General features: G+C 62.0%; 22 protein-coding genes. 9 read left to right on the forward strand and 13 right to left on the reverse strand.

The window, feature by feature from the left end:
• Positions 1-83 precede the first annotated feature (83 nt).
• From AB6O04_RS15500 to AB6O04_RS15510, 3 genes are all read left to right on the forward strand, one after another.
• Entirely contained in the window at positions 84-767 is a 684-nt protein-coding gene (locus tag AB6O04_RS15500) for an HAD family hydrolase (RefSeq protein ID WP_368565005.1), read from the forward strand.
• A 660-nt stretch (positions 768-1,427) separates the two neighbouring features.
• Positions 1,428-2,399, forward strand: a complete 972-nt coding sequence (locus AB6O04_RS15505) for a hypothetical protein (protein WP_368565006.1) — start codon at positions 1,428-1,430, stop codon at positions 2,397-2,399.
• Between the two features lie 152 nt (positions 2,400-2,551).
• Positions 2,552-3,931, forward strand: coding sequence for a sodium-dependent transporter (locus AB6O04_RS15510; RefSeq protein WP_368565007.1), 1,380 nt, complete (start codon positions 2,552-2,554; stop codon positions 3,929-3,931).
• A 218-nt stretch (positions 3,932-4,149) separates the two neighbouring features.
• Here the strand turns inward: AB6O04_RS15510 and AB6O04_RS15515 are convergent, their stop codons facing one another.
• A complete protein-coding gene (locus AB6O04_RS15515; protein WP_368565008.1) occupies positions 4,150-4,716 on the reverse strand; it encodes an NUDIX hydrolase in 567 nt (188 codons plus the stop codon).
• A gap of 174 nt (positions 4,717-4,890) precedes the next feature.
• Between AB6O04_RS15515 and AB6O04_RS15520 the strand changes: the two genes are divergently transcribed.
• The 5 genes from AB6O04_RS15520 (at position 4,891) to mtnC (ending at position 9,932) form a co-directional block, all read left to right on the forward strand.
• Positions 4,891-6,378, forward strand: a complete 1,488-nt coding sequence (locus AB6O04_RS15520; protein ID WP_368565009.1) for an amino acid permease — start codon at positions 4,891-4,893, stop codon at positions 6,376-6,378.
• An 89-nt stretch (positions 6,379-6,467) separates the two neighbouring features.
• Positions 6,468-7,901: an amino acid permease gene (locus AB6O04_RS15525; protein ID WP_368565011.1), complete on the forward strand. Its 1,434-nt coding sequence runs from the start codon at positions 6,468-6,470 to the stop codon at positions 7,899-7,901.
• 36 nt (positions 7,902-7,937) lie between these two features.
• Complete coding sequence (locus tag AB6O04_RS15530; RefSeq protein WP_368565013.1) at positions 7,938-8,579, forward strand: methylthioribulose 1-phosphate dehydratase; 642 nt, start codon at positions 7,938-7,940, stop codon at positions 8,577-8,579.
• Positions 8,580-8,667: 88 nt separating this feature from the next.
• On the forward strand, positions 8,668-9,225 hold the full coding sequence (locus AB6O04_RS15535; protein ID WP_368565014.1) for an acireductone dioxygenase: 558 nt from the start codon (positions 8,668-8,670) through the stop codon (positions 9,223-9,225).
• Positions 9,225-9,932 (forward strand): acireductone synthase, encoded by a 708-nt coding sequence (mtnC, locus tag AB6O04_RS15540; RefSeq protein WP_368565015.1) that lies wholly within the window; start codon positions 9,225-9,227, stop codon positions 9,930-9,932. The genes AB6O04_RS15535 and mtnC overlap by 1 nt, the downstream gene beginning before the upstream one ends.
• 589 nt (positions 9,933-10,521) lie before the next feature.
• On the opposite strand, the gene AB6O04_RS15545 is transcribed toward mtnC, so the two are convergent.
• The 11 genes from AB6O04_RS15545 to AB6O04_RS15595 all read right to left on the reverse strand — a co-directional run bounded on the left by AB6O04_RS15545 (position 10,522) and on the right by AB6O04_RS15595 (position 20,956).
• Positions 10,522-11,100, reverse strand: coding sequence for a YdeI family protein (locus AB6O04_RS15545; RefSeq protein WP_368565016.1), 579 nt, complete (start codon positions 11,098-11,100; stop codon positions 10,522-10,524).
• Between the two features lie 2 nt (positions 11,101-11,102).
• The gene (locus AB6O04_RS15550) at positions 11,103-12,686 is read right to left on the reverse strand and encodes a calcineurin-like phosphoesterase C-terminal domain-containing protein (RefSeq protein ID WP_368565018.1); all 1,584 of its coding nucleotides are present in this window, start codon (positions 12,684-12,686) and stop codon (positions 11,103-11,105) included.
• A 186-nt stretch (positions 12,687-12,872) separates the two neighbouring features.
• On the reverse strand, positions 12,873-13,484 hold the full coding sequence (gene hisIE, locus AB6O04_RS15555; protein ID WP_368565070.1) for a bifunctional phosphoribosyl-AMP cyclohydrolase/phosphoribosyl-ATP diphosphatase HisIE: 612 nt from the start codon (positions 13,482-13,484) through the stop codon (positions 12,873-12,875).
• A 25-nt stretch (positions 13,485-13,509) separates the two neighbouring features.
• A complete protein-coding gene (gene hisF / locus AB6O04_RS15560) occupies positions 13,510-14,286 on the reverse strand; it encodes an imidazole glycerol phosphate synthase subunit HisF (protein WP_368565019.1) in 777 nt (258 codons plus the stop codon).
• Positions 14,280-15,062, reverse strand: coding sequence for a 1-(5-phosphoribosyl)-5-[(5-phosphoribosylamino)methylideneamino]imidazole-4-carboxamide isomerase (gene hisA / locus AB6O04_RS15565; protein WP_368565020.1), 783 nt, complete (start codon positions 15,060-15,062; stop codon positions 14,280-14,282). Before hisA ends, hisF begins: the two co-directional genes overlap by 7 nt.
• Positions 15,059-15,661 carry an imidazole glycerol phosphate synthase subunit HisH gene (gene hisH, locus AB6O04_RS15570; protein WP_368565021.1) on the reverse strand — a complete coding sequence of 201 codons (603 nt, stop codon included), beginning with the start codon at positions 15,659-15,661 and terminating at the stop codon, positions 15,059-15,061. The genes hisA and hisH overlap by 4 nt, the downstream gene beginning before the upstream one ends.
• The gene (gene hisB / locus AB6O04_RS15575) at positions 15,658-16,731 is read right to left on the reverse strand and encodes a bifunctional histidinol-phosphatase/imidazoleglycerol-phosphate dehydratase HisB (protein WP_368565023.1); all 1,074 of its coding nucleotides are present in this window, start codon (positions 16,729-16,731) and stop codon (positions 15,658-15,660) included. Before hisB ends, hisH begins: the two co-directional genes overlap by 4 nt.
• A 565-nt stretch (positions 16,732-17,296) precedes the next feature.
• Positions 17,297-18,394 (reverse strand): histidinol-phosphate transaminase, encoded by a 1,098-nt coding sequence (hisC, locus tag AB6O04_RS15580; protein ID WP_368565024.1) that lies wholly within the window; start codon positions 18,392-18,394, stop codon positions 17,297-17,299.
• Positions 18,391-19,692, reverse strand: coding sequence for a histidinol dehydrogenase (gene hisD / locus AB6O04_RS15585; protein ID WP_368565025.1), 1,302 nt, complete (start codon positions 19,690-19,692; stop codon positions 18,391-18,393). The genes hisC and hisD overlap by 4 nt, the downstream gene beginning before the upstream one ends.
• Before the next feature lie 8 nt (positions 19,693-19,700).
• Positions 19,701-20,615: an ATP phosphoribosyltransferase gene (hisG, locus tag AB6O04_RS15590; RefSeq protein ID WP_368565026.1), complete on the reverse strand. Its 915-nt coding sequence runs from the start codon at positions 20,613-20,615 to the stop codon at positions 19,701-19,703.
• A gap of 11 nt (positions 20,616-20,626) precedes the next feature.
• Complete coding sequence (locus AB6O04_RS15595; RefSeq protein ID WP_368565027.1) at positions 20,627-20,956, reverse strand: YerC/YecD family TrpR-related protein; 330 nt, start codon at positions 20,954-20,956, stop codon at positions 20,627-20,629.
• Positions 20,957-21,123: 167 nt separating this feature from the next.
• Here AB6O04_RS15595 and AB6O04_RS15600 point away from each other — a divergent pair, with 167 nt between their 5' ends.
• The gene (locus AB6O04_RS15600; protein ID WP_368565029.1) at positions 21,124-23,007 is read left to right on the forward strand and encodes a 7TM diverse intracellular signaling domain-containing protein; all 1,884 of its coding nucleotides are present in this window, start codon (positions 21,124-21,126) and stop codon (positions 23,005-23,007) included.
• Positions 23,008-23,118: 111 nt separating this feature from the next.
• Here AB6O04_RS15600 and hutH read toward each other — a convergent pair whose 3' ends face one another.
• Positions 23,119-25,011, reverse strand: coding sequence for a histidine ammonia-lyase (gene hutH / locus AB6O04_RS15605; RefSeq protein ID WP_368565071.1), 1,893 nt, complete (start codon positions 25,009-25,011; stop codon positions 23,119-23,121).
• Positions 25,012-25,113: the final 102 nt, after the last annotated feature.

A 25,113-nucleotide genomic window follows, 5' to 3' on the forward strand; every position in this document is an offset into this window, starting at 1 on the left:
CTCGCTTCGCTGCTGATGCCGCACGCTTGCCGCGATAGTTGTTGAATCCAGCCGTGTACATGGCGCATATAAGGGAGACCCGAATGCCTCGCGCTTCCACCGCTTTTCTGTTCGACCTGGACGGTACGCTGGTCGACAGTGTTTATCAGCATGTGCTGGCCTGGAAGGAAGCGCTGGATCGCGAAGGCGTGGAGCTGTCGGTGTGGCGCATCCACCGCAAGATCGGCATGAGTGGCGGATTGTTCGCCAACATTTTGTTGCGCGAAACAGGAATGGATATCACCGAGGAACGGCTGCTACGTCTGCGCGACTGGCACGCCGAAGCGTACAACCGACATGCCTCGCAACGCGGCGTGCGACCGCTGCCCGGGGCGCGGGAACTGCTGGCATTCCTGACCGAGCAAGGCATTCCCTGGGCCATCGCCACCAGTGGGCGTATGGAAACCGCCGCGCATAACCTGGAAGCGCTGGGCGTAGACCCGGCGAAAGTGCCGGTAGTGACGCGCGATCAGGTGCGGCACGCCAAGCCGGATCCGGATCTGTTCCTGGCGGCCGCCGACCGATTGGGCGTGGATATTGAGCACTCGCTGGTGATCGGCGACAGCATCTGGGACATGCTGGCCGCACAGCGCGCCCGCGGATTGGGCGTGGGGTTGCTTTCCGGCGGCTATGGGCAGGAAGAGTTGGAACGCGCCGGCGCCTTTCGCGTCTACGAAGATCCGGCCGATCTGCTTCGCCGTATAGATGAGGTCGCTGCGCGCAGTTAGGCTGGTGCGGTGGTAGGAGCGGCCGTTGCTTCTTTTGTAGGAGCGGCGTCCCGCCGCGAGCTCTTCTCGTCAGATCGCTATAGAAGCGAAGAGCGATTGAAGCCTGCTGTTGGCCATATAGACGCGCTGCGGCGCGTTCTTGATCGTGCTCACTGCGTGGCTATCGGGGCGCGGAGCGGCGTCCCGCCGCGAGCTCTTCCGGCTAGATCACGACGGAAAGCGAAAAGCTCGCGCCGAGACGGCGCTCCTACAGGATCCTGGACGTTGCTTTTGTAGGAGCGGCCGTTGCTTCTTTTGTAGGAGCGGCGTCCCGCCGCGAGCTCTTCCGGCAGGCCGCGATAGAAGCAAAGAGCGACTGAAACCTGCTATTCGCCATCTAGACGTGCGGCGGCGCGTTCTTGCTCATGTTCACTACGTGGCTATCGGGGCGCGGAGCGGCGTCCCGCCGCGAGCTCTTCCTGTCAGATCGATCGTTATAGATGCGAAGAGCTCGCGCCGAGGATGGCGCTCCTACAAGTGACATGCGCCAGCAGGCCTTACCGCCTCCGCCTGCTGAAGCATCTTTCTCGGAAAGTCACGGAATTTTCGTGCTTTCCCGATGGACGGTGCCAAGGCGGCACCGCAGTCTCGGTAGTCCCCCCGACTACAGATGGCCATTGCATGTCGCTTCGATCACATTCTTTGTTCGCATTCAGCATCGCCGCTTTGCTGGCGCCGGCGCTTCCCGCCCTTGCCGATGCCGAAGGCGCCGCACCCGGCGATGATGTCCGCTTCACCGGCAGCTTGATGGCCGTTTCTCCGTCCCTGCCGCGCGGCATACTCAATATCGAACCGTATTTCATCTACAACCGAGCCAACGGCAGCTTCAACGAGCACGGTGACCGCGTCGACACAGCGGGCCGCGACAGTTGGGCGGTCGCGGTACCTATCAACTATGGCCTGACGGAAAAGCTCGAACTGGGCTTGGGTCTGAATGCCAGCAACGGCGGCCAAGGTTGGCAGGTTGGCGACACCAGCGCCCGCATCAAATACCAGATCGCAGGTCACGATGGCGGCCACAGCACACCGGCGGTGACGCTTGCCGCCACCCGTACTTTCACCACCGGACGCCACGATCAGCTCGAAAACGCGGGCAATGGTCGGCTGCATGACGCCAGTGGCAGCGGCGTGAGCAGCAACTCGTTGGCGGTCTACACTCAGAAATATTCGGTGCTCCCCAATGGCCGCACGCTGCGTACCCGCGTCAACCTGCGTTATGACCTGCCCAGCCATGGCAATGGTATCGACGGCGCCAGCGTCTACGGCACGGAAGCCGGCTTCCGCGGACGGGTCGATACCCGCTCCGGCTATGCGGGCCTGCTCGCGCTGGAATACAGCTTCAACTCGCGCTGGGCCGCCGCACTGGATCTCCAGTACAAGCACCAGAAAGGCCACCATCTGTACGGCACCGCCGCCGACCTGTCGCGGGTAGACGAACGCATGGGTTCTTCGTGGCAGTTCGGCGTGGCGCCGGCCGTGGAGTATCACCTCTCCGATCGCGTCGGAATGATCTTTGGCGTCTATCAGCCGCTGTCCGGCCGGAACAGTTCGGCGGGGGTATCGCCCCAGCTGGCAGTCAACATGATTTTCTGACCGCAGCGAGGGCGAAGGGGAGCGCATTCGGCGATCCCCTTCTTCGCATCGACGTTCCTTCGCCGGGTCCCTGCAAATGGCCCGCGAACCGATGTCGTACCACAGCTTGTGGTCCGATCTTTTAACTACCTCTTGAAGAAAATCTAACTCGTATGGACAAGACTTCGATCCACGGCATGTGGTCCTCACGCATGATGTTCGTTCTCGCTGCCGCTGGTTCGGCGGTGGGCCTTGGAAACATTTGGCGCTTCCCTTACTTGGCTTCCGACAACGGCGGCGGCGCGTTCGTGCTGGTGTATCTGGGCTGCATTGCGGTCGTCGGATTGCCGATCCTGATAGCCGAAGTGCTGATCGGCCGTCATGGCCGCATGAGTCCCATCAATACCCTGCGCAAAATCACAAGGGATCAAGGCAGCAGCCGCGGCTGGGTTGGCATCGGCTGGCTGGGTATTGCCGCCGGCATCCTGATCTTGAGCTTCTATAGCGTAGTGGGAGGCTGGACGCTGCATTACGCCTGGCTGTATCTCAAGCAGTTATTGGGTGGTGCGCCTCTGGGCGACCCGGCGCTGGTGTTTCAGTCGCTGCTGTCCAACCCATTGGAGCTGACTTTCTGGCACGCGGTGTTCATGCTGCTGACCACGGCAGTCGTCGCACTGGGTGTGGAGAAAGGCCTTGAGCGCGCTGTGCGCTACCTGATGCCAGCGTTGCTGGTGCTGCTGCTATTGCTGGTCGTCTATGGCTTCACCACCGGCCGCATGGCGGACGCCGCGACGTTCCTGTTTCGCCCGGACTTCTCGCGCATAAACGGCGGAGTATTGCTGAGCGCGATGGGCCAGGCCTTCTTCACCTTGAGCCTTGGCATGGCCACGATGATGACTTACGGGGCGTATCTGCCGCGCGACGGCATTTCCATTCCGCGCGTGGTGACCGTGGTTGCACTCACCGACACTTCGATCGCGTTGCTGGCCGGCTTGGCGATCTTCCCGATCGTCATCGCCTTCGGTCTGGATCCGGCAGGCGGCGGTCCTGGCCTGATCTTCAATTCACTACCGCTGGCATTCAAGGCAATGCCATTCGGCACGGTGTATGGCCTGCTGTTCTTCGGATTGCTGGCGATTGCCGCCTGGACCTCGTCGATTTCGCTGCTGGAGCCGGGAACCGCGTACTTGGCAGAGAAACGGGGGCTACAGCGGCGCAAAGGTTCCGCACTGCTGTTGGCCGGGATATCGTGGGTCATAGGACTGTTGTCGGTGCTGTCGCTCAACGTCTGGTCCGATGTCAAAGTCCCCGCGGGTATCAACGTGCTGGGTGGCAAGAACATCATGGATATTGTCGAGTTTCTTGCCAACGACTTGATGCTACCGCTGGGCGGTCTACTCATCGCTCTGTTCGCAGGCTGGGTGCTGAGTCGCACGGTGTTGCGCGAGCAGCTGTCCGAAATGCCGGAGTGGCTATTCAATACTCTGCGCTGGACATTGAGGATCGTGGCGCCGCTACTGGTGTTGGTGGTGTTGGTGCAGGTAGTGAGTTGAGTCCAGCGTAGCTGCTGTAGGAATGCTGTTGTAGGAGCGCTGTTGTAGGAATGCTGTGGTAGGAATGCTGTGGTAGGAGCGCCGTCCCGGCGCGAGCTCTTCGTGTCAGATCGCGATAGAAGCTAAGAGCTCGCGGCGGGACGCCGCTCCTACCGACGGGCGTACCCTCCTACCGACGGGACGCCGCTCCTACCGACGGGTCGCCGCTCCTACGGCGATCATGGGACGCCTGCACGCATCAACCACTTTCGCGCCATGCGGCTGAGCGATTCATCGGGCTCGTCGGCGATGGCTGCGATCTCGCGCCATGCAAGATCCAGCGATTCCTCGCTGATCACATAGTTCTCGTCTTCGCCGGCCCGCACCACGTAACGCACGTCGTAGTGCCAGTGACCCGGCACGTCGCGGCGTTCGGGAATCCAATGCCGGTCCAGATCGAAGATGACATCGGCCTCCACCGCCAAGCCTGGTAGTCCCGATTCCTCTTCGGCTTCCTTCAACGCGACCTGCCCCATGTCGGTGTCTCCGTCGGCATGGCCGCCCAGCTGCAGCCACCGCCCCAACTTGCGGTGGTGGGTCAACAGCGTCCGACGGCCGTCGGCGCTGACCAGCCAGACACCACCGGTGAAATGGCCTTCCAGCCGTTCCCGCACGAACGGATTGGCCGTATCTTCCAGCAATGCCAGAAAATCGGCCACGATGGCGGATTCCTGGGGCCAGCGCTGCTGATAATCTGATAGTTGTTCCGCCAGTACCTGGGATCTATTCGTCACGCGGGCTCTCATTCCATAGCTCGTTCCAAGCAGGGGATTATCGCCCGCCGATGCTGCAACCGCGCTTGTGCTCCCTGCCGTGCTTTGGCAAGGTACCGCCTTCCGTCAGCCGTCCAGGGCGGGTGACGTGCCTATTTCGATGCACCGGCCACCAGCCGGGCCATAGCCAGTAAGGGGATGTAGCGAATGTTAGAAGGTCTGTTCAGGGTCAAGCCCGTGGAAGCGTCACCGCACGTGGACGCCGGCGAACCAGTGGAAGGGTCCCTGACGGGCGAAGCGGACCTCAAACGGGTCCTGACGGCACGCCATCTTCTGCTGCTGGGCGTGGGCGCCATTATCGGCGCCGGCATTTTCGTGATGACCGGCCAGGCTGCCGCGAACCACGCTGGCCCAGCCATCATGCTGAGTTTTGTACTGGCGGGCGTTGCATGCGCTTTCGCGGGCCTTTGCTACGCTGAGTTTGCCGCGATGATTCCGGTTTCGGGCAGCGCCTATAGCTATACCTATGCCACGTTGGGCGAAGCGGTCGCCTGGTTCGTGGGCTGGAGCCTGGTGCTGGAATACTTGTTTGCCGCGTCCGCAGTAGCGGTCGGCTGGTCGGCCTATACGATCAGCCTGATGGAACATATCGCTCATTACATGGGTAGCGATTGGAAGTTCCCGGCGCTGCTGGCGTCCGCACCAGTGACATACGCCAACGGCAACATCACCGCGACCGGTGCATTGTTCAATCTGCCGGCCGTGCTGATCGTGAGTGCGGTAGGCGTGTTGTGCTACATCGGCATCCGTCAGTCCGCCACCGCCAACGCGGTCATCGTGACGATCAAGGTGGGCGTGATCCTGGCGCTGATCGGCTTCGGTTCCCAGTACGTCAATCCGGACAACTGGACGCCGTTCATCCCGCCCAACGAAGGCGGCGACCGCTTCGGCTGGCCCGGTGTATTCCGGGCCGCCTCCATCGTGTTCTTCGCCTATATCGGCTTCGATGCGGTTTCCACGACGGCGCAGGAAGCCAAGAATCCTCAGCGCGACATGCCGATCGGCATCCTCGGCTCTCTGGCCGTCTGCACCGTTTTGTACATCATCGTCGCCGCCGTACTGACCGGCATGATGCCGTACAACCTGCTGGGCACCGCAAAACCGGTCGCCACGGCGCTCGAGAATTATCCTGCGCTTGCCTGGCTGAAGCTTGCGGTGGAAATCGGCGCCGTGGCGGGCCTGACCTCGGTGATCCTGGTCATGCTGATGGGCCAGCCCCGCGTCTTCTTCGCCATGGCACGCGATGGCCTGATGCCGAAGTTCTTCGGTGCGGCCCATCCCAAATACCACACGCCGCACAAGGCAACCGTGGTCGTCGCCATCGTGGCCGCAATGCTGGCCGCGTTCTTTCCGCTGGGCATCCTGGGCGATTTGGTATCGATGGGTACCCTGTTGGCCTTCGCCACCGTCTGCACCGGTGTGCTGATCCTGCGCCGCACCCGTCCCGATCTGCCGCGGCCTTTCCGCGTTCCCTTCGCCCCGGTCACCTGCGTGCTGGGCACCCTGTCCTGCTTGGCGCTGGTGGGCTTCATGGGCTGGTACAACTGGGCACTGCTGGGTGCCTGGACGTTCGTCGGCTTCTTGATCTATTTCGGATACGGTTACCGTCACAGCAAGTTGCGACAGGCACCGTAACCGACTGAAACTCCAAGGCCGGCGGCAGATTCGCCGGCCTTTTTGTAATTCGACCTGGTGGCACGCGCCGCCTATTTTGGAAGTAGCCGATGTTCGGACAACTCTGGGCCACCAAGCACCCTCACGCCAGCCATACCGATGCGGCAGGCTTGAATCTCATTCGCACCCTGGGGCCCTGGGGCCTGACCGCACTTGGCATTGGCGCGGTGATTGGCGGCGGTATCTTCGTCATCACCGGGCAGGCAGCGGCGGACCACGCCGGGCCGGGCATCATGTTGTCGTTCGTACTGGCGGCCATTTGCTGCACGTTCTGCGCCTTGGCCTATGCCGAGTTCGCCGCAATGGTCCCCGTGTCGGGCAGCGCCTACACGTACACCTATGCCACCTTCGGCGAATTGGCCGCTTGGTTCATCGGCTGGATGCTGGTGCTGGAATACGGCGTGTCCGCTTCTGCCGTTGCGGTCAGCTGGACCGGCTACTTCCTCAGCCTACTGGACCACTTCGACATTCATCTTCCCAAAGCGCTGGTCAGCGCGCCGCTCGATGCCCAGCTCAACCCGACAGGTTCGATCGCCAACCTGCCCGCCGCGGCGATCGTGCTGCTGCTGACCTGGGTGTGCTACATCGGCATCCGCAAATCCTCCGCCATGAACATGGTGATGGTGATACTGAAGACCAGCCTGATCCTGCTGGTGATCTTCGCGGGTTGGAAGTATGTCGACCCCAGCAACTGGCAGCCTTTCATTCCGGAAAACCAGGGCCCGGGGAAATACGGTTTCGAAGGCGTGTTGCGCGGCGCGGCGCTGGTGTTCTTCGCCTATATCGGCTTCGAAGCGGTATCGGTTGCCGCCCAGGAATCGAACAAGCCGCAGCGCGACCTGCCGTTCGGCATGCTGCTATCGCTGGCGATCTGCACGGTGCTGTACATCGCCATGGCCGCGGTGATGACCGGCTTGGTGCCGTACACGCTGCTGGGCACCGACGAACCGGTGGTGACCGCGGTAGCGGCACATCCGCAACTGGGCTGGTTGAGGATTGTCGTGGAAATCGGCGCGTTGATCGGTTTGTCGTCGGTGGTGCTGGTGATGATCATCGGGCAGCCGCGCATTTTCATGATCATGGGCCGCGACGGGTTGCTGCCGCCAGTCTTCACCAAGATCCACCCCACCTACCGCACGCCGCACATCAACACCGTCATCACCGGCATCGGCATCGCGCTATTGGCGGCGCTGTTCCCGCTCGACGTGTTGGGCGAACTAACCTCGATGGGCACGCTGATCGCCTTCGCGGCGGTTTGCATGGGCGTGTTGATCCTGCGCCGCACACAACCCAACCTGGCGCGTCCGTTCCGCATTCCGTTTGCGTGGGGCATTTGCCTGGCGGGCGTTTTCAGTTGCATGGCACTGTTGTCGACCATGACGTTCCACAACTGGATGCTGATGGGCGTCTGGACCGGTGTCGGTTTCCTGATCTACTTCGGCTACGGCTTCCGGCATAGCCGCCTGCGCGGCGTGAAAAGCTGATCCGCCGGAGCTTTCGACGCGCGCTACAATGCGCGCATGAACGCATCCGCCTATGACGCCGGCCGCCTGCGGGACATGGCCGACCTATTGATTTCCAACGTCCGCGAGCTTTCGCAAGCGGGTTGGACACCGGCCACCAGCAGCAATTTTTCGCACCGGCTGGATGATCGTCACGCCGCAATCACCGTGTCCGGACGCGACAAGGGCCGACTGAACGAAGACGACATCATGGTGGTCGATTTCGATGGCCAGGCCGTCGGCAGCGATCATCGTCCTTCGGCGGAAACCCTGCTGCACACCCAGCTCTACCGCCGTTTTCCCGAGATCGGTTGCATACTGCACACCCATTCGCCGGTGCAGACCATCGCCTCGCGCTTGTTCGCCGGCGCGGGCCATATACGGCTGGAAGGCTATGAGTTGCTGAAGGCCTTTCATGGCAACACCACTCACGAATCCGAGATCGATGTGCCGGTGTTCGGCAACACGCAAGACATGCCCACGCTGGCGGCGCAAGTGGACGCGCTGCTGGATCAGCAGCCGCTGTGGGGCTATCTGATCGATGGGCATGGCCTATACGCCTGGGGTCGCGACATGGCCGAGGCGCGCCGCCATCTGGAAGCCTTCGAGTTCCTGTTCCACTGCGAGCTGGAGCTGCGCAAGCTGGGCTGCCGGCGCTGAACCGGACCACAGCGTTCCGGACCGGTCACTGGTCCGTCCTTGATCACCTGCTAACCTTTTCACATCCCCTTATCCGAGGCTTGTCGCCATGAGCCGTCTTCGCATCTTCAATGAGAACGATCCGGCCACACCGGAATTCGCCAGCTACGATCCCGACTTCATCGCCGCCGAGCTGCAGAAGATCGGCGTGACGTTCGAACGCTGGAAAGCCAACAAACCCATCACGCCCGGCGCATCGCCGGAGGAAGTGATGGAAGCCTATCGCGCCGACATCGACCGGCTGATCGCCGAGCGTGGTTTCAAGACCGTCGACGTGGTCAGCATTGCGCCGGACAACCCGCAGCGCGAAGCCATGCGCGCGAAGTTCCTGGACGAGCATTTCCATAAGGAAGACGAAGTGCGTTTCTTCGTCGCCGGATCCGGCCTGTTCACCCTGCACGTCGATGGCAAGGTGTACGAAGTCGAATGCGTGCAGGATGATCTGATCGCCGTGCCGGACAGCACCAAGCATTGGTTCGACATGGGTCCGGAGCCGAGCTTCGTAGCGATCCGTTTCTTCACCGAGCCGGACGGCTGGGTGGGTCATTTCACCGGCACCGAGATCGCGAAGAAATTTCCGCGCTATGAACCGGGCAGCAAGGCGTGATGCAACCCCGCGCCATCCTCACCGACATCGAAGGCACCACCAGCAGCATTTCCTTCGTCAAGGACGTGTTGTTTCCCTACGCGCGCCGCGCCCTGCCCGCTTTCGTGCGTCAGCACGGCAACGACCCGGAAGTGCGCCGCTGGCTGGACGTGGTGGCGACCGAACACGGCAGCATCTGCAGCGACGACGTGATCGTCGAAACATTGCAGGGCTGGATCGACCAGGACCGCAAGCACACAGCATTGAAGGCATTGCAAGGAATGATCTGGGGAGCCGGCTATCGCGAAGCCGACTTCACCGCGCATATCTATCCGGATGCCGCGCCGGCGCTGCAACAGTGGCACCAGCAGGGCTATCCGCTATACGTGTATTCGTCTGGTTCGGTACCCGCGCAGAAGCTTTTTTTCGGGCATAGCGACGCAGGCGACTTGACACCTCTGTTCTCCGGTTGGTTCGACACCGAAGTCGGTGGCAAACGCGAAGCCGACAGCTACCGTCGCATCGCTGACAGCATCGGCATGCCGCCCAAGGACATCCTGTTTCTGTCGGATGTGGTGGAGGAACTGGACGCGGCTCGCGAAGCCGGGATGCAGACGCGTTTGATCGACCGGCTACAGGACTACCAGGAGCCGCGAATTGGCGATGCTGCCAATGGGCATGTCCGGGTTTCTAGCTTTGCTGATATCCAGATTACTGCCAAGGATTGAGGATCGGACTGCGGGAAGCAGGAGCAGGAGCAGGAAGGCTTGCGCTTCTGCCTCCCCCTTGACCAGCCGTTCGGCTGTTAAAAACAAAAAAGGGGGATGACCCGCCATTCGGCGGTTGAAAAGCATTTGAGGGGGATTTGCTCTTGCTCTTAAAGCCAAAGCAACAGCAAATCCCCGTAGCCCCCTTTATAAAGGGGGCAAACGCCAAGTGCCCTTTCGCTTCATTCCGGCAGTTTACAACTGAGACTAATTCTCATTCCGGCAACCCGCGAGACATCCAACTAAACTTCGCGCCACGCAACTCGCCCGCTTTCGCCAGCCAGTTACGCGTTCCGCGCCAGCCAGCCATCGCCCGCCAGCTCGGATCTTGATACGCCTCCTCCGGGAGGCGTTTTCGTTTGTGTGTCGCTGCAAGACGGTCGCAAGTCAGCGATGTTCAATTGTAGGAGTGGTACCGGTATGCCGGTACCGGTGAGTCGCGATGGGCTTTCTCCGAGAAGGCCCATCGCGACTCACGTCGCTTCTATAAGAGCTGCCCCGCGTAATCTTCCATGTTGGCTGAGCAATTTTCGGGCCCACCGCCACACCATCAACCGTGGATCTTCTCGCCCCGCGCCAGCATCTCGACCAGTTTCTTCACTCGGTCGGCGCGTGTCTCCGGCTTCTTCGCAGTTTGTACGCGCCAGCACACCGCGTAGCGGTTGGTCTTGTTCAAGGTTTCGAAGAAGGCAGCGGCTTTTCTATTCTTCGCCAGTGCCGCGACCAACTCTGGCGGCGCTTCCATGGTGCTGAAGCTGTCATAAGCCGCTTGCCAGCGGCCATCTGCCTTGGCGGCCTCCACCTCGCGCAAGCCGGCGGGTTGCATGCGCCCGGCGGCGATCAACCCTTCGACCTTGGCGACGTTGATTTTGGACCACACACTACGCGGACGCCTTGGGGTGAAGCGCTGGGCGAAGCATTGCGCATCGAACGTCTTCTTCTGCCCATCGATCCAGCCATAGCAAAGCGCGACCTCCAGCGCTTCGGGGTAGCTGACGGAGACCATGTCCGAACCCTTTTTTACGATCTGCAGCCAGACGCCGTTGTCTGTCGTATGCGCCGCCAACCACTTCTCCCACGCGGCGGAATTCTTGAAGTGCTTGACCGGTAGATCGAACGTCTGGGGCATGACTACTCCGTCGCTGATTGCAACTTGTATGACGTGGCGGCTCGCAACTCGCCCCGCCAGCGGTCCTGTGCGCGCACCTCCACGCGGTGCTCGCCTGCTTCCAATTGCGTAGGCAACGAGCCCCGCCAGAGATGCGGCGACGGCTTGGCTTCCGGCGAACGGTCGTAGCCACGCAACGTCTCCGCCAGATCGTCGCGCATGTTTTCCACCACCAATGCCGGATCGGCTTGCAGAACCTTCGTCATCGGTTTCCAGTCGCCGTCGTCGATACGGTACTCCACTCGTGTGCTGTCATCACCCATGTAGACATTGGCGTAAACGCCCCAAGCCGGATACGCGCCCTGCCGCAAGACCTTGGGTGCATGCAGGCCAATCGCCGAGTCCGGACTGCGCGCCGGGTGCCATGACAATGCGTACACGCCGCCGTTGCTCACCCGCAGCCGTGCGTAGCCGTTCGGCGTGCCATCGGCCATGGTGGCATCCGGAACGCCCTCTTTGTCCTTCACGCCCGACCAGAAAGCACCGCACGCGGCGCCCACGTTGTACTCGTGCAGCGGACGTTCGCCCTGCCAGCCTGTGGAAGCGTCGTGGTACCAGTGGCGTTGCGTGTGGCTATGCCCACTGAGCACCAGCACATGAGGAAAGTCCCGCAGCACTGCAAACAAACGCTCGCGGTCGGGTCTACGGAAGGTTTCCACACCGCCTGTCGCCTCGAACAATGGGATATGCATGCCCACCACCAATAGGCGATCCTTGGGCACGGTAGGCAGATAGGCTTCGAGGAAGGCGAACTGATCGTCGCGAAACCCACCGATGTAGGCGGGTTTCTGCCCGGGCCGGTAGATCACGTTATCCAGGCCAATTAAGACCGCGCGCGCTTCTTCCCAGGCGAAAGTATCTGGTCCGTAGATGTTGCGGAAGCTCGATAGCGAATCCTCGTCGCGAGGCGCATCGAAATCCAGATCGTGATTGCCCGCGATATGCAGCCACGGTACCTGCAACCGCTTGGTCTGTGCATTCAGGGCCGGATACAGCGACAAATCGTCATCGACGATATCGCCCAAAGTCAGCCCCAGCTGCGCGTTGTGTTTACCGATCAGGGGTTCAATGATGTCGCGCCGGTAATAGCCGACATCGGCGCGATTTTTGGTCTGAGTGTCGGCGAACAGCAACACGTCAAAATCGTCCTGCCCCGAGGCTTCTTGTGGCAGCAAGCCGAAGTTCCTGCACATTGGCGAGGCCGCGGGGATGCCGCCGTACTTCAATGGCGGACCGGGCCGGCTCTGCACCTGGGTCCAGAAATCCGGCAGTCCGTCGCGTCGCTCGGGCAGGTCGTATCCGGCGGGCTTGATCACGAACACCGTGCGGCCATCGATGAGCGGCAATCGGTATTCGCCATTGGCATCGGTAAGGACGACAGCCACGCCGTCGGAAACCTTGATGTTTGGCAATGGCTTTTCGTCTGGGTCTCTCCGCCCATTGCCGTTGGTGTCTTCCCATACCTGTCCGGCGTTGCAGGGCGGCGGAAGGGCAATGGCGGGGCTGGCCAGTGACAACAGCAAAACGACAACGAGAAGACGGCGCACGGGCGACTCCGGGGAATACCGACGCCGATTATCGCCCGGAGCAGCCCTGCCAGCGCAAAGAGCCAGGTAGGAACACCGTCCCCGGTGGTAGGAGCGGCGTCCCGCCGCGAGCTCTTTCCAATAGATCGCGATGGAGCGAAGAGCTCGCGGCGGGACGCCGCTCCTACAAAAGGGCAATCACGTTGCCTACGTCCGATGGCGGTCCTGCAGCACTGCTACCGCATCTTGTAGCGACAAACCGCGAGCCCGTAGCAATACCGTCAGGTGGAACAACAGGTCGGCGCTTTCGCCTAACAGAGCCGCATCATTCTCGGCAACGGCGGCCAAAGCGGTTTCCACCCCCTCTTCGCCGACTTTTTGCGCAATACGGCGCACGCCACCTTCGAACAGGCGGGTGGTGTAGCTATCGGCAGGACGATCGCGCTCGCGCGTTGCTACCAAAGCATCGAGGTCGGACAAGAAATCCGCAGGCGCATCGGCGAAGCAACTGGCACGTTGAAGATGACAGGTAGGGCCTTGCGGATGCGCCTGGATCAACAAGGTGTCGCTATCGCAATCGGTTTCCAACGACACCAGACGCAGCACATGGCTGGAGCTTTCTCCCTTCTTCCATAGGCGCTGCTTGCTGCGGCTGTAGAAAGTGACCTCGCCGCTATCCAGGGTGGCCTCGAGTGCCGCACGATTCATGTAGCCGAGCATCAGCACGCGGTGATTACCGGCATCCTGCACTATGGCCGGCAACAGGCCGTCGCTCTTGTTCCAATCCAATCCGTCGGCGGAGAAATTCGCATTCGAGATCGCGGATGAAAGCAGCGGTATCGCATCAGTTCCCACGGCGCACCTCAATGTTCTGTTCCGCCAGGTCGCGCTTCAGATCGGCGATGGCGATTTTCCCGCTATGAAATACGCTGGCGGCCAACGCGGCGTCCACATCCGCTTCGCGAAAGACTTGTGCAAAGTGTTCCAGCTCGCCCGCGCCTCCGGAAGCGACCAAAGGCACTTGGCAGACCGCACGTACGGCGCTCAGTTGCTCGATATCGTAGCCGCGGCGCACGCCATCATTGTCCATGCAATTCAGCACGATCTCGCCAGCGCCCAGCCGTTGAGCTTCGACCACCCAATCCAGCGTGCGTATCGGCAGCGCACGGGTCTTGGCGGGATCGCCGGTGTATTGCCGCACACGCCACTGTCCATCGGCTTCACGAACGGAATCGACGCCGACCACCACGCACTGCACGCCGAAGGCATGCGCCAATTCGGAAATCAACTCCGGCCGCGCGAGCGCGGGCGTATTGATCGAAATCTTGTCCGCGCCGGCGTACAGCACCGCGCGCGCGGTTTCCACGCTGCGGATGCCACCGGCCACGCAGAAAGGAATATCCAGCAGGCTGGATACCCGTTCCACCCAGCTGTAATCCACCGAGCGCCCTTCCGGGCTGGCGCCAATGTCATAGAACACGAGCTCGTCGGCGCCTTCATCGCGATAGCGCAAGGCCAAGTCGACGATGTCGCCCATATCCACGTGATCGCGAAAACGCACACCCTTGACCACGCGGCCGTCGCGTACGTCCAGGCACGGAACGATGCGGCGACTCAGCATGCCAGCGCCTCCGGCAACGTGAAGCGGCCTTCCAGCAAGGCGCGGCCCAGCACGATGCCGGCACAGCCTACCGCTCTCGCCATTGCTACATCGCCGGCTTCGCGCACGCCACCGGAGGCTTGCACCAACAGACCAGGCGCGATGCGTGCCAGATGGCGATACAGATCGAAATTTGGACCGGAGAGCATGCCGTCGCGCGCGATGTCGGTGCTCAACAAGTGTTTCAAACCGCCTTCCGCAAACCGTTGGGCCAAATCGTCCAGCGTGTCGGCAGCGGTTTCGGTCCAGCCATGCACCGGCAAGCGCCAGACACCCTCTTCATCCTGCCGGGCGTCCAGCGCAACGGTAATGCGTTCGGCACCGAATTCGGCAATCCAATCCAGCACGGTTTGGGTATCACGCACTGCCAGCGACCCGATCACCACCCGCTGCGCGCCCGCTTCCAGGATATCGGCCACGTCCTGGCGCGAACGCACACCTCCACCGGTTTGCACCTTCAGTTCTGTGGTCGCACGGATTTCCCGCAGCAGTGGCGCCAACGTATACCCGCCTGCACGTGCCGCATCCAGGTCGACCAAGTGCAGCCACTGCGCACCTTGTTGCGCGTAGAGCTGCGCGACAGCGAGGGGCTCGCTGTCATAGCGTGTCTCGCGCGCATAGTCACCTTGCGCCAGTCTCACCACGCGTCCGTCACGTACGTCGATGGCAGGGTAAAGCTGAAAGTCCGTCTCCCCCTTCAGGAAGATCTGTGCCGCGTTGGCAACTATTCCGTTCATGCCAGGCCGGTCTCCAGGAAATTCTTCAGCAACGTGGCACCCACCGTCGCCGACCGTTCCGGATGGAATTGCGCACCCGCCACGTTGCGGCGCTGAACAATGGCCGCGAATGGCGATCCGTGCTGCGTCGTCGCCAGGCAGTCTTCCGTCACCGGTGCCGCATAGCTGTGCACGAAGTAGGCGTAGCCATCTTCGTCTATGCCATTCGTCAGCGATGCAGCACGCTGCCGGCGCAATGTATTCCATCCCATGTGCGGAACGCGCACACCCTTACCGGCCGGCAATTTGGCGACGCGGCCGGGAAGCAGTCCCAGGCAAGGCGTGTCGTCTTCCTCGGAATGTTCGAACAGCAACTGCATCCCCACGCAGACGCCCAGCAGAGGCTTGTCCAAACCACGCAGCGTGTCCACCAACCCCAACTCATGCAGCCGGCCCATCACCATGGCGGCGGTGCTGACGCCGGGGAGAATCACGCGGTCGGCACTTTGTATTGTCTGCGGATCGCCCGTTAACGTCGGTTCCACGCCGAGGCGGCGCAAGGCGTAGCGCACAGAGCCGAGATTGGCGCCACCGGCGTCGATCAAAGCCACCTGCATCATAGGGCTCCTTTGGTGGATGGCAGTTCTGCACCCTCGCGGCGGATAGCCTGCCGCAACGCGCGCGCCAGCGATTTGAAGCACGCTTCGACCTTGTGGTGATCGTTGTCGCCGCGCACGCTGAGGTTGAGATTCAAACCCGACGCATCGCAAACCGAACGGAAGAAGTGCGGGACCAGTTCGGTCGGCAGGTCGCCAACGCGTTCGCGCTTGAATTCGCCTTCGAACACGAAGTATGGCCGCCCACTGAAATCCAGCGCAGCGGTTGCCAGCGTTTCGTCCATCGGCAGAGTGAACCCGTAGCGGCCGATCCCGCGCTTGTCGCCCAACGCCTCGCGTAGTGCTTGCCCAAGCGCCAGTCCGGTGTCTTCGACGGTGTGGTGCTCGTCGATGTGCAGATCGCCGTCGGTCTTGATATTCAGCGCGAAACCGCCGTGCTTGCCGATCTGCTCCAGCATGTGGTCGAAAAACGGTAGGCCGGTGTGCACGACGGGATCGGCAATACGATCCAGGTCCACTTCAACACGGATCTTCGTTTCCTTGGTATCGCGTTGGACTACCGCGCGGCGTGGTGCATCGGCCAACTCGTGCGCAATGCCATTCCAGTCCCATTCGCCGCCGAACTGAGGCGTCTTTAATTGGAAAGCGCGGATGCGCAGGTTGTGGGCAAAAGCGATATCGGTTTCACGATCACCGACCATCGCCGAGCGCTTCCAGTCGATGCTGCGGTCCTGCAGATAGTGCAACACCATGCCGATCCCGGGTTTGCGAGTGGGCTTGTTCTCTTCCGGCCAGCTGCCGTCCACCAGCACTTCCCGGAAGCGAATACCCTGGCTTTCGAATATCTGCAACATCAGGTTATTGGGACCGTCGAACGTTGCCTGCGGATATTGGTCAGTGCCCAGGCCATCCTGATTGCTGACGATGACGAACTGGTAGCCCGCATCGCGCAGTTTCAGCAGTGCGGGTATGACGTCTTTGACGAAGCGGATCTTTTCGTACGCATCGATCTGGAAATCGGCTGGCTCTTCAATCAGAGTGCCGTCGCGGTCAATGAACAGGATGGGGGTCATGGGGTGTTTCTGCTGAGCAATGACCCGTCGAAAGCAGAAGCAAAAGCAATTCCCTCCTGCCCCCCTTTTTTGCTTTCAACAGCCGTATGGCTGGTCAAGGGGAGGATAGCTCGGGTGCTGCTAGCGACGACACTTTGCCTCCATCTTTGGGGGCGCTTCTTAGCAGCCGAACGGCTGAAAAAAATGGGGGCTGAGGACAATAGCACTTCCTTAAGCGAGCTTGGCGTCCGTGCTGTTGCTTTCGCTCTTGCTTTTGGTAGTTGGGTCCCCTTTAAGGCGCGGTGGCGCCGGTGGGTACAACCCCTTGGGGCGCCGCGCACGATGCGCGGCGTTTCCGGCAGGCACATGGATGTGCCTTCCGAAAATTCCCACCGGCGCCACGCACCCCGAAGGGGCGCGCCGCCAGGGGCGTGCTTTCTTTGGTTACTTTCTTTGCACGAGCAAAGAAAGTGACGCCCGCTGCAAGCGCGCCAGCCCTCCGTTCCAATAAACCAACCCGCGCTATCACCAAGCTCACTTAAGGAAGCGCCATCGGTGATTGAGTGGGCGGTGCTCTTTGCCCAGCTCATGCCGCCATCTCCAGTGCCCGCAATGCAGCGATCACGCGATCATTCTGTTCCGGCGAGCCAATAGTGATGCGCAATGCGTTGTCTAGTTGCGGCGCGGCGCGCTGATCACGAACCACCACGCCAGCGGTCAACAACGAACGGAAGGCCGCTTCGGCATCGCGGAAGCGCGCCAAAAGATAATTCCCTTGCGAGGGATATACACGCAACACTTCCGGCAAAGCCGCCAGCGCGGCCTGCAGGCGCGACCGTTCCGATCTGATCAGCTCAACGCGTTGGCGCGTTTGCTCCAACGCCGCGTCCGACAAGCCGGCCAGCGCGAGTTCGGCGCACGGCGTCGGCACCGGATATGGCGCCTGACAGCGGCGCAGCACATCGATCAATTCCGCGTCCGCGACAAGGCTACCGATACGTGCGGCGGCCAGTGCATGCGCCTTGGACAAGGTACGCAGGACGGCGATATTGGCATGGGAAGCCAGCAAAGTAGTCGCCGAAACGTTGTCCGAGAACTCGCCATACGCTTCATCCACCACCACCAGCGCCCTGCCCTCCAGCCGTTTGGCCAGCAATGCGATGTCCGCCAATGCGATGACTGAACCCGCGGGGTTGGATGGAGAACACAGAAAGACCAGTTTGGCACGGCCGGCGATGGCCGCTTCGCCAATGGCTTGAAGATCCGCCACGAATCCGGTTTCGCTATCGACCAGCGGTAATTCGGCGATACGCGCATCCTGCAGCCGCGCGCAGACGGCGTACATGCCAAACACCGGTGGCGTAACCACCACGGCGTCGCGTCCGGGAACGCAAAGCGCGCGCACCAGTAAATCGATGGCTTCGTCGCTGCCGCGGCCGATCAGCAGCTGATCCACCGTGCAGCCGTACAACTGCGCCAGCCGTTCGCGCAGCGCCTGCGGCTGCGGATCCGGGTAGCGGCGGCACGAAGCCTGCGCGTCTGCCGGATTGGCCCAGGCGGACTCGTTGGCGTTCAACCAGATATCGCCGCGCAGCGTTTCGCTGCGCGCGGATTTATAGCCGGCGAAACCGCGCAGGTCTTCCCGCACCAGGTCGAGTACCCGGCCATTGAGCATCGTGTTCATGCCGCCACCTTGCGAAGGCGCAGGGACACCGCATTGGCATGCGCATCCAACCCTTCGGCCTTCGCCAGGACCACCGCGCAAGCGCCGATCGCGGCGATGCCGGTACGGTCGGCCGATTGCACGCTGACGAAATTCTGGAAGCTGGTCACGCTGACGCCACTGTAGGCACGCGCCGCGCCGCTGGTGGGCAGTACGTGATTGGTGCCGCTGCAGTAGTCGCCCAGCGCTTCGGGCGTGTAATCGCCCAGGAAAACCGAGCCGGCGGCTTCCACCTTGTCCAACCAGGTCCGCGGTTCGCGCAAGGCGAGGATGAGGTGTTCCGGTGCGTAGGCATTGCTGATGGCGAAAGCGTCTTCCAACGCGTCAACCCGGATCAGCCGCGAAGAGGCCAACGCACCTCGTGCGATATCCGCGCGTGGCAGCTTGGCGAGTTGTGTTTCGATTTCCACCGCCACGTTATCGATGAGCTCGGCGGAGTCGGATATCAACAGCACTTGCGAATCCGGGCCGTGTTCGGCTTGCGAGAGCAGGTCCGCGGCCACGAAAGCCGCGTCGGCGCCGGCATCTGCAATCACCAGCACCTCGGAGGGACCGGCTGGCATGTCGATGGCGGCAGCGCCGCTTTGCGCGACCTGCTGCTTGGCTTCAGTGACGTAGCTATTGCCCGGCCCGAAGATCTTGTCGCACTTAGGTACCGACGCAGTGCCGTAGGCGAGCGCTGCGATGGCCTGTGCACCACCCAGCTTGAATACGCGGGTCACACCGGTCAGCTGCGCCGCGACCAATACCGCCGGGTCGGCGCTGCCATCCTTGCGTGGCGGCGTGCACAGCACCACTTCGCGACAGCCCGCCAGCCGAGCGGGCACGCCCAGCATCAAGGCGGTCGAAGGCAGCGGTGCACTGCCGGCGGGCACATACAGGCCGACGCGGGCAATCGGACGAATGATCCGCTCGCACACCACGCCGGGTGCGGTTTCCACGGCGTAAGGCTGTGCGATGCCGGCACGGTGAAAGGCTTCGATGCGTTGCGCTGCCTGCTCCATCGCCGTCCGCAACTCGGGGCTCACAGCGGCCTCGGCAGCGGCGAATTCTTCCGCGCTCACTTCGAAGCGATCCATCTGCGAACCATCGAAGCGCAGCGTGATATCGCGGAGTGCGGCATCGCCGCGTTCGCGTACATCCGTCAGCAGCAAGGCTACCGATTCCCGCGTCTTTGCCGCTACCGTTTGCACCGGCCGGGTCAACGCCGCCTTGCGGGCGGGTTCGTCCAACGCCGACCAATCCAGCTGATCGCTCATCAACACACTCATGCCAGCGACCTCTCCACCGAAAGCACCATCAAGCTCTGTGCGCCGGCGCGCTCCAACTCTTCCAGACGCTGCCAAGTGACCGCGCCATGGCACATGGTCTGCAACGACAATGGGCCATCGCCCTCCACTGGAAGCAATGTGAGCGGATCGGCATCGGGCAGCAAGCGCGACAGTTCCGCTACGGTGTCGCGGTGGGCGCGGAACATCAGCAGCTTGCTGTCCTTGAGTTTCAGCACACCGTCCAAGCGACGCAACAGCATGGCCGCCAGCCCGGCGCGCGCATCCTCGAATTCGCGAGTGGGCCCCGCCAGCACGGCTTCGCTATCCAGCAACGTTTCCACCGGTTTGAGCTGGTTGGCCGCCAAAGTGGCGCCGCTGGAAACCAGATCGCAGATCAGATCCGCCGTGCCCAGCTTGGGCGCGATTTCCACCGAGCCGGATAGCTCCACGACGCTGGCATCCACGCCTTGTGTTGTCAGCCAGTTGGCGAGAATCGCCGGATAACTGGTGGCGATGCGCATGCCCTGCAGCTGCGCCGGCCCATCCCACTTCCAGTTTTCCGGGATGGCGAGCATCAGCCGGCATGCGCCGAAGCCGAGCGGCCGTAGTTCGCGATATGCCTGCGGCAGGCCGATCCGGGCGCGTGCGCCGGCTTGTTCATCCAGTTCGTTGCGGCCGACCACGCCAAAATCGCATACGCCATCGGCTATCAGGCCGGGAATATCGTCGTCGCGGACCAGCAGCAGGTCGACCGGCAGCGATTCGCCATAGCAGAACAGCTTGTCGCGGCTTTCGCGCCAGCTCAGGCCGCACGCAGACAACAACGCGCGGGCCGGTTCGGCCAAGCGGCCGCTTTTCTGGATGGCGATGCGCAGACGGTCGCGCGTCGCGGGAGCGACTATGGGGCTCATGGTGTGCGGACTCAGTGGGAAGCGGGCAAGGAACGCGACGACTGGCTACGCATCGCCCGCGCGTAACCGCCGGTGCCACGCTCCAACGTGCGCGCGACCCGGCCTATGGTGGTGACGCTGACCTGGGTCAGCTCGTGGATTTCCCGGTACGGCACCCCTTTCAGAAGCAATGGCACCACCCGCCAGCGGTCGGCCATGGCTTCCAGCTCGGCAGGCGTGCATAGATCCTCCAGGAAAGCGCGCACGTCCTCCGGACGAGTGAGCGCCGCCATTGCGCTTGAGAGCGCCTGCAGCGAGGCGGATTCGGCCTTTTCGGCAGCGGCGGAAGTGCGGCGTTTCATGGGGATCGGGACGTTTCGCTGTACTAATGTGCTAGCACGTTAATACATGACCAGGGCTGCCGTCAATCGCCGGATGCCCTGCGCCAGCCGCTGTTTGCGTTGGAAGGTGCGGACCATCCCAAAACAGAAGGTGACTCGATGCATATCAGCGGGCGGGACCTGGAACGATGAGTACACTGCGATGGAAGCAGCCAGGGCAGCCGGACGTGGTCTGCCCTGGCAAACCGCTCGGGGGAAAAAAGCTGGGCATGGGCCATTGGCGCTTCCGCTGGACAGGTCTGCTGGTCTTGCTGATTTGCGGATCGGCGCAGGCGCAGCCGCGACTGGAGATCGCCGCTCAGTCCACGCAAGAATCGCTCGGCCCGCACACCGCGTACTTTCACGACACCGATGGCAGCGCCGACCTCACCGCCGCCCTGGCGCACCTTTCCGAACAGCGCTTCAAGCCCTTGCCGAACGGCGACGCCTCGTTCGGCTTTCAGACCGGCGCATTCTGGTTCCATGCCACGCTGCTGAACCGCAATCCCGCGGAGCAACGTTGGCTGCTAGTGCAGGACTACGCGCTGAGCGATGAGATCGACGTATATGCGCGGTATCCGGATGGACGCCTGGTGCACTACACCGGTGGCGACAGTCATCCGTTCGAACAACGCAGCATTCGCTACCGCCATCCCAATTTCTGGTTGAACCTGCCGGTCGACACACCCGTGCAGTTGTTTGTGCGAGTGGAAAGCCAGAGCTCCATGCAGGTGCCGCTTTCGCTTTACACGCCCACGGCTTTCACCGAGCTGGCGCGTAACAGCGAACTGGGCATCGGCATCTATTACGGCATCCTGCTGGCCCTGTTCTTCTACAACCTGGTGCTATGGCTGGCGCTGCGCGATGCCAGCTACTTCTGGTATCTGTTCCATATCAGCGCCTTTGGCTTGGTGCTATTCACGCTCAACGGATTGGGGTTTGAGTATTTCTGGTCGCATTCGGCGTGGCTTGCCGACAAGTCGGTACCGCTGTCGATATGCCTGGCGCAGATCGGCATGCAACAGTTCGCACGGAAATTCCTGGACCTGCGGCAACGCTGGCCGCGGGGGGATCGTGTCAGTCTTGGCCTGATCGCCTTCTTCGTACTGCTGGGCGTTGCCTCCACCCAGTTGCCCTACCACATCGCCACGCCAGTCGCCTCGGCGGCGGTGCTGCTTAGCATCGCCTGGATCGCCGCCATCACCATCGCAGTGATGCATACGGGATATCGTCCCGCCAAAGTATTCCTGTTGGCCTGGGCAATGTTTCTATTGGGAACGGCAGTGTTCGTGGCGCTGGCGTTCGGCTTGTTGCCCAAGACCTTCATCACCGAATATGGCGTGCAGATCGGTTCTGCACTGGAAATGCTGCTGCTGTCGGTAGCGCTTGGCTACCGTTACGCGGCCTTGCGCAACGAGAACGAACGCATCGTAGGAAATGCGAAGATCCAGTTGGAACAGGAGGTGCAGTTGCGCACCGCCGAACTGCGCAGCGCTTTGGACCAGCTGGAAGAAGCGCATCTGCGCCTGCGTGAATTCAGCCGGCATGATGGGTTGACCGACCTGTACAACCGCACGCATTTTCGTGAGGCGTTCGAGCAGTTGCTGTCGCAGGCGCGCAACACGCGCCAGCCGATATCGCTGCTGATGATCGACCTGGATCACTTCAAGCGCATCAACGACACCTACGGCCACCTGGTCGGCGACGACTGCCTGCGCTGGACCTCCAACACTCTGGCCGAGGCGCTGGAGCCTTATAACGCATTGCTGGCGAGGTTCGGTGGCGAAGAGTTTATCGCCGCACTGCCCAATCTGGGCCCTGTGCAGGCACGCGCCGTGGCCGAGGAACTGCGGCAAAGACTACGTCAGCGCCCTTGCCACAGTGGCGAATTCGATATTTCGATTTCGGCCAGCATCGGCGTGCACAGCGTGGATGTCGAAGCCAAGAACAGCATCGATTCGGCGCTGCAGGTCGCCGACCAGGCGCTGTATGCCGCAAAAGCCGAAGGGCGGGATTGTGTAAGGACCTTGTAGAACACGTTTGCCGTAGGAGCGGCGTCTCGCTGCGAGCTCCTCCTTCAGATCGCGATGGGAGCAAAAAGCTCGCGCCGGGACGGCGCTCCTACCGCAAGGTGTCCCAAACGATTACCCGTTGCGGACGGCTGCCAACAGCTCACCGGATTCAACCAACTGCACCGCAGTGGCGACTTCGCCATCCAGCGCTCGATCGCGTTCCAGGAACGGAATCGATTGGCGGATGACGGCATGCGCCGCAGCCACGGCGGCGCCGGGATGGAACTCTTCGCTAGCGGCCAACTCGGCACGCAGCGCTTCCACTTCGGCAATGAAGGTTTCATGACCGTCTGCCGTCGGCAACGGCCCGCCGAATACTTTGCCTGCCAGCGCTGCAGCGTCCGCTCGCCGCGCCAGACCGCGGGCGGCGTTGATCATGTCGCGACGCAGATCGAGCGCCTGGGCGGCGGTGTACAGCTCCAGCGCCAGCACCTTGGACAAGTCGCGCGTCATCGCCAGCACGTGCCGCGCTTCGTTGGCGCCCATCGAGACGTGGTCTTCTGCATTGGCGCTGGTCGGTATCGAAAATACCGACGCCGGATGCGCGCGGCTGGCCAGGTCGTTGACGATCGCCGCGGCGGTGTACTGCACGATCATATAGCCGGATTCGGTACCGTCTTCATTGCCGATCAGGAACGCCGGCAGACCATCATTCGTCGCGGGATCGACCAGCTTGTTGAGGCGGCGCTCGGAAATCGATGCCAATACCGGAATAGCCGCTTTCACGTAGCTCATCGCCAATGCCAGCGGCATGCCGTGGAAGTGGCCGGCGGAGATGACTTGTTCTTCCACATGGGCCGCGTCGGTCTTGTCCGGGAAAACCAGCGGATTATCGGTGACGGCATTCAATTCCACTTCCAGCACGCGCTTGGCTTGTGCGACTGCGTCGCGCACTGCGCCGTGTACCTGCGGAATGCAGCGCAGCGAATAGCTGTCCTGCGGCTGATGCTTCTTGCCGCCACGGAACGGCCGGAACCGTAGATAGAATTTCTCGCGGCCATGACGCTGATCGGCAGGCACCCAATCCCAGCCGATATCGAAACGCAGTTGTTGCGCTTCCTTGGTATCCCAACTCTGCGGCAACCACGAACGGAACCTGGGCACCAGGTGATAGGGAATATCCGCCAGCGTGGAACCATGCAGCAGTTCGCGCAGGCGCGAAGCCACGTGCACTTGCCCGGGATGCGGACGCAGCGCGTGCACTTCCTCGGCGAACGCCCCCAGCCGGCCGGCAAAAGCATCGATGGTCATCGCAGCTGCCAGATCTGCGGTATCCAGCAGGTTGTCCAGCCGATATAGCGCCAGCACGCCCATCGCCAGCATCTGCGCAGTGCCGTTGTTGAGTGCCAACCCTTCCTTGTACGACAGGCGAATGGGAGCCAAGCTGGCACGGCGCAACGCTTCGCCACCGGTCATGCGCTCGCCGTTGTAAAAGGCTTCGCCGCCACCGAGCAATACGATGGCAAGATGCGACAGCGGCGCCAAATCACCCGAGGCACCCACCGAACCCAGTTCCGGCACCACCGGCACGATGCCGGCATTGAGCATGGCTGCCAGCGCCTGCAGCGTTTCCACGCGTATGCCGGAGTGACCTTTCAGCAATGTGTTGATACGAATACCCAGCATGGCCCGCACCACTTCCTGCGACATGGGCTCGCCCACGCAAACGGCATGGGTGACGATCAGGTTGTGCTGCAGTTCTTCATGCAGCGAACGGCCCGAAGGCACGGCGCCAGGTAACGCGTCGCGCAGCGGATGCGCGCCCAACAGTTTGTCGGCGTTACTGCCGAAACCCGTGGAGACGCCGTAGATGGGTTCTTCGCGGCGCACTTGTTCGGCGAGGAATTCGGCCGCACGCGCGACCGCTTTCAACGCCTCGGTATCCAGCTCCACGCTGGCACCAAAGGCGATTTCCACCAGCTTGTCGCGGGTCAGGGTTTTTCCGTCCAGTCGGATCGGCTTCATCATTCTATTTCCCAAAAAAGGCGGAGCGCTGGCACCAGCGATTTGTCGACGGGCAGGCCATCGATCATGTCGATCGGTAGTGCGGCAATGCGGATCCGCATA

Origin of the sequence: Pseudoxanthomonas sp. UTMC 1351, from assembly GCF_040948865.1 — a bacterium.
Lineage (GTDB): Bacteria > Pseudomonadota > Gammaproteobacteria > Xanthomonadales > Xanthomonadaceae > Pseudoxanthomonas_A.

Excerpts from the sequence above, each read along its gene's own strand:
- AB6O04_RS15515 (WP_368565008.1), bottom strand. The coding sequence starts at position 4,716 with ATGAGAGCCCGCGTGACGAATAGATCCCAGGTACTGGCGGAACAACTA.
- AB6O04_RS15520 (WP_368565009.1), top strand. The coding sequence starts at position 4,891 with ATGTTAGAAGGTCTGTTCAGGGTCAAGCCCGTGGAAGCGTCACCGCAC.
- hisB (WP_368565023.1), bottom strand. The coding sequence starts at position 16,731 with ATGACCCCCATCCTGTTCATTGACCGCGACGGCACTCTGATTGAAGAG.
- hisA (WP_368565020.1), bottom strand. The coding sequence starts at position 15,062 with ATGAACGGAATAGTTGCCAACGCGGCACAGATCTTCCTGAAGGGGGAG.
- AB6O04_RS15595 (WP_368565027.1), bottom strand. The coding sequence starts at position 20,956 with ATGAAACGCCGCACTTCCGCCGCTGCCGAAAAGGCCGAATCCGCCTCG.
- AB6O04_RS15600 (WP_368565029.1), top strand. The coding sequence starts at position 21,124 with ATGAGTACACTGCGATGGAAGCAGCCAGGGCAGCCGGACGTGGTCTGC.
- hisF (WP_368565019.1), bottom strand. The coding sequence starts at position 14,286 with ATGCTGAGTCGCCGCATCGTTCCGTGCCTGGACGTACGCGACGGCCGC.
- AB6O04_RS15500 (WP_368565005.1), top strand. The coding sequence starts at position 84 with ATGCCTCGCGCTTCCACCGCTTTTCTGTTCGACCTGGACGGTACGCTG.
- AB6O04_RS15545 (WP_368565016.1), bottom strand. The coding sequence starts at position 11,100 with ATGCCCCAGACGTTCGATCTACCGGTCAAGCACTTCAAGAATTCCGCC.
- AB6O04_RS15510 (WP_368565007.1), top strand. The coding sequence starts at position 2,552 with ATGGACAAGACTTCGATCCACGGCATGTGGTCCTCACGCATGATGTTC.
- AB6O04_RS15505 (WP_368565006.1), top strand. The coding sequence starts at position 1,428 with ATGTCGCTTCGATCACATTCTTTGTTCGCATTCAGCATCGCCGCTTTG.
- AB6O04_RS15530 (WP_368565013.1), top strand. The coding sequence starts at position 7,938 with ATGAACGCATCCGCCTATGACGCCGGCCGCCTGCGGGACATGGCCGAC.
- hisC (WP_368565024.1), bottom strand. The coding sequence starts at position 18,394 with ATGAACACGATGCTCAATGGCCGGGTACTCGACCTGGTGCGGGAAGAC.
- hutH (WP_368565071.1), bottom strand. The coding sequence starts at position 25,011 with ATGAAGCCGATCCGACTGGACGGAAAAACCCTGACCCGCGACAAGCTG.
- AB6O04_RS15535 (WP_368565014.1), top strand. The coding sequence starts at position 8,668 with ATGAGCCGTCTTCGCATCTTCAATGAGAACGATCCGGCCACACCGGAA.
- mtnC (WP_368565015.1), top strand. The coding sequence starts at position 9,225 with ATGCAACCCCGCGCCATCCTCACCGACATCGAAGGCACCACCAGCAGC.
- hisD (WP_368565025.1), bottom strand. The coding sequence starts at position 19,692 with ATGAGCGATCAGCTGGATTGGTCGGCGTTGGACGAACCCGCCCGCAAG.
- hisH (WP_368565021.1), bottom strand. The coding sequence starts at position 15,661 with ATGATGCAGGTGGCTTTGATCGACGCCGGTGGCGCCAATCTCGGCTCT.
- AB6O04_RS15525 (WP_368565011.1), top strand. The coding sequence starts at position 6,468 with ATGTTCGGACAACTCTGGGCCACCAAGCACCCTCACGCCAGCCATACC.
- hisG (WP_368565026.1), bottom strand. The coding sequence starts at position 20,615 with ATGAGCCCCATAGTCGCTCCCGCGACGCGCGACCGTCTGCGCATCGCC.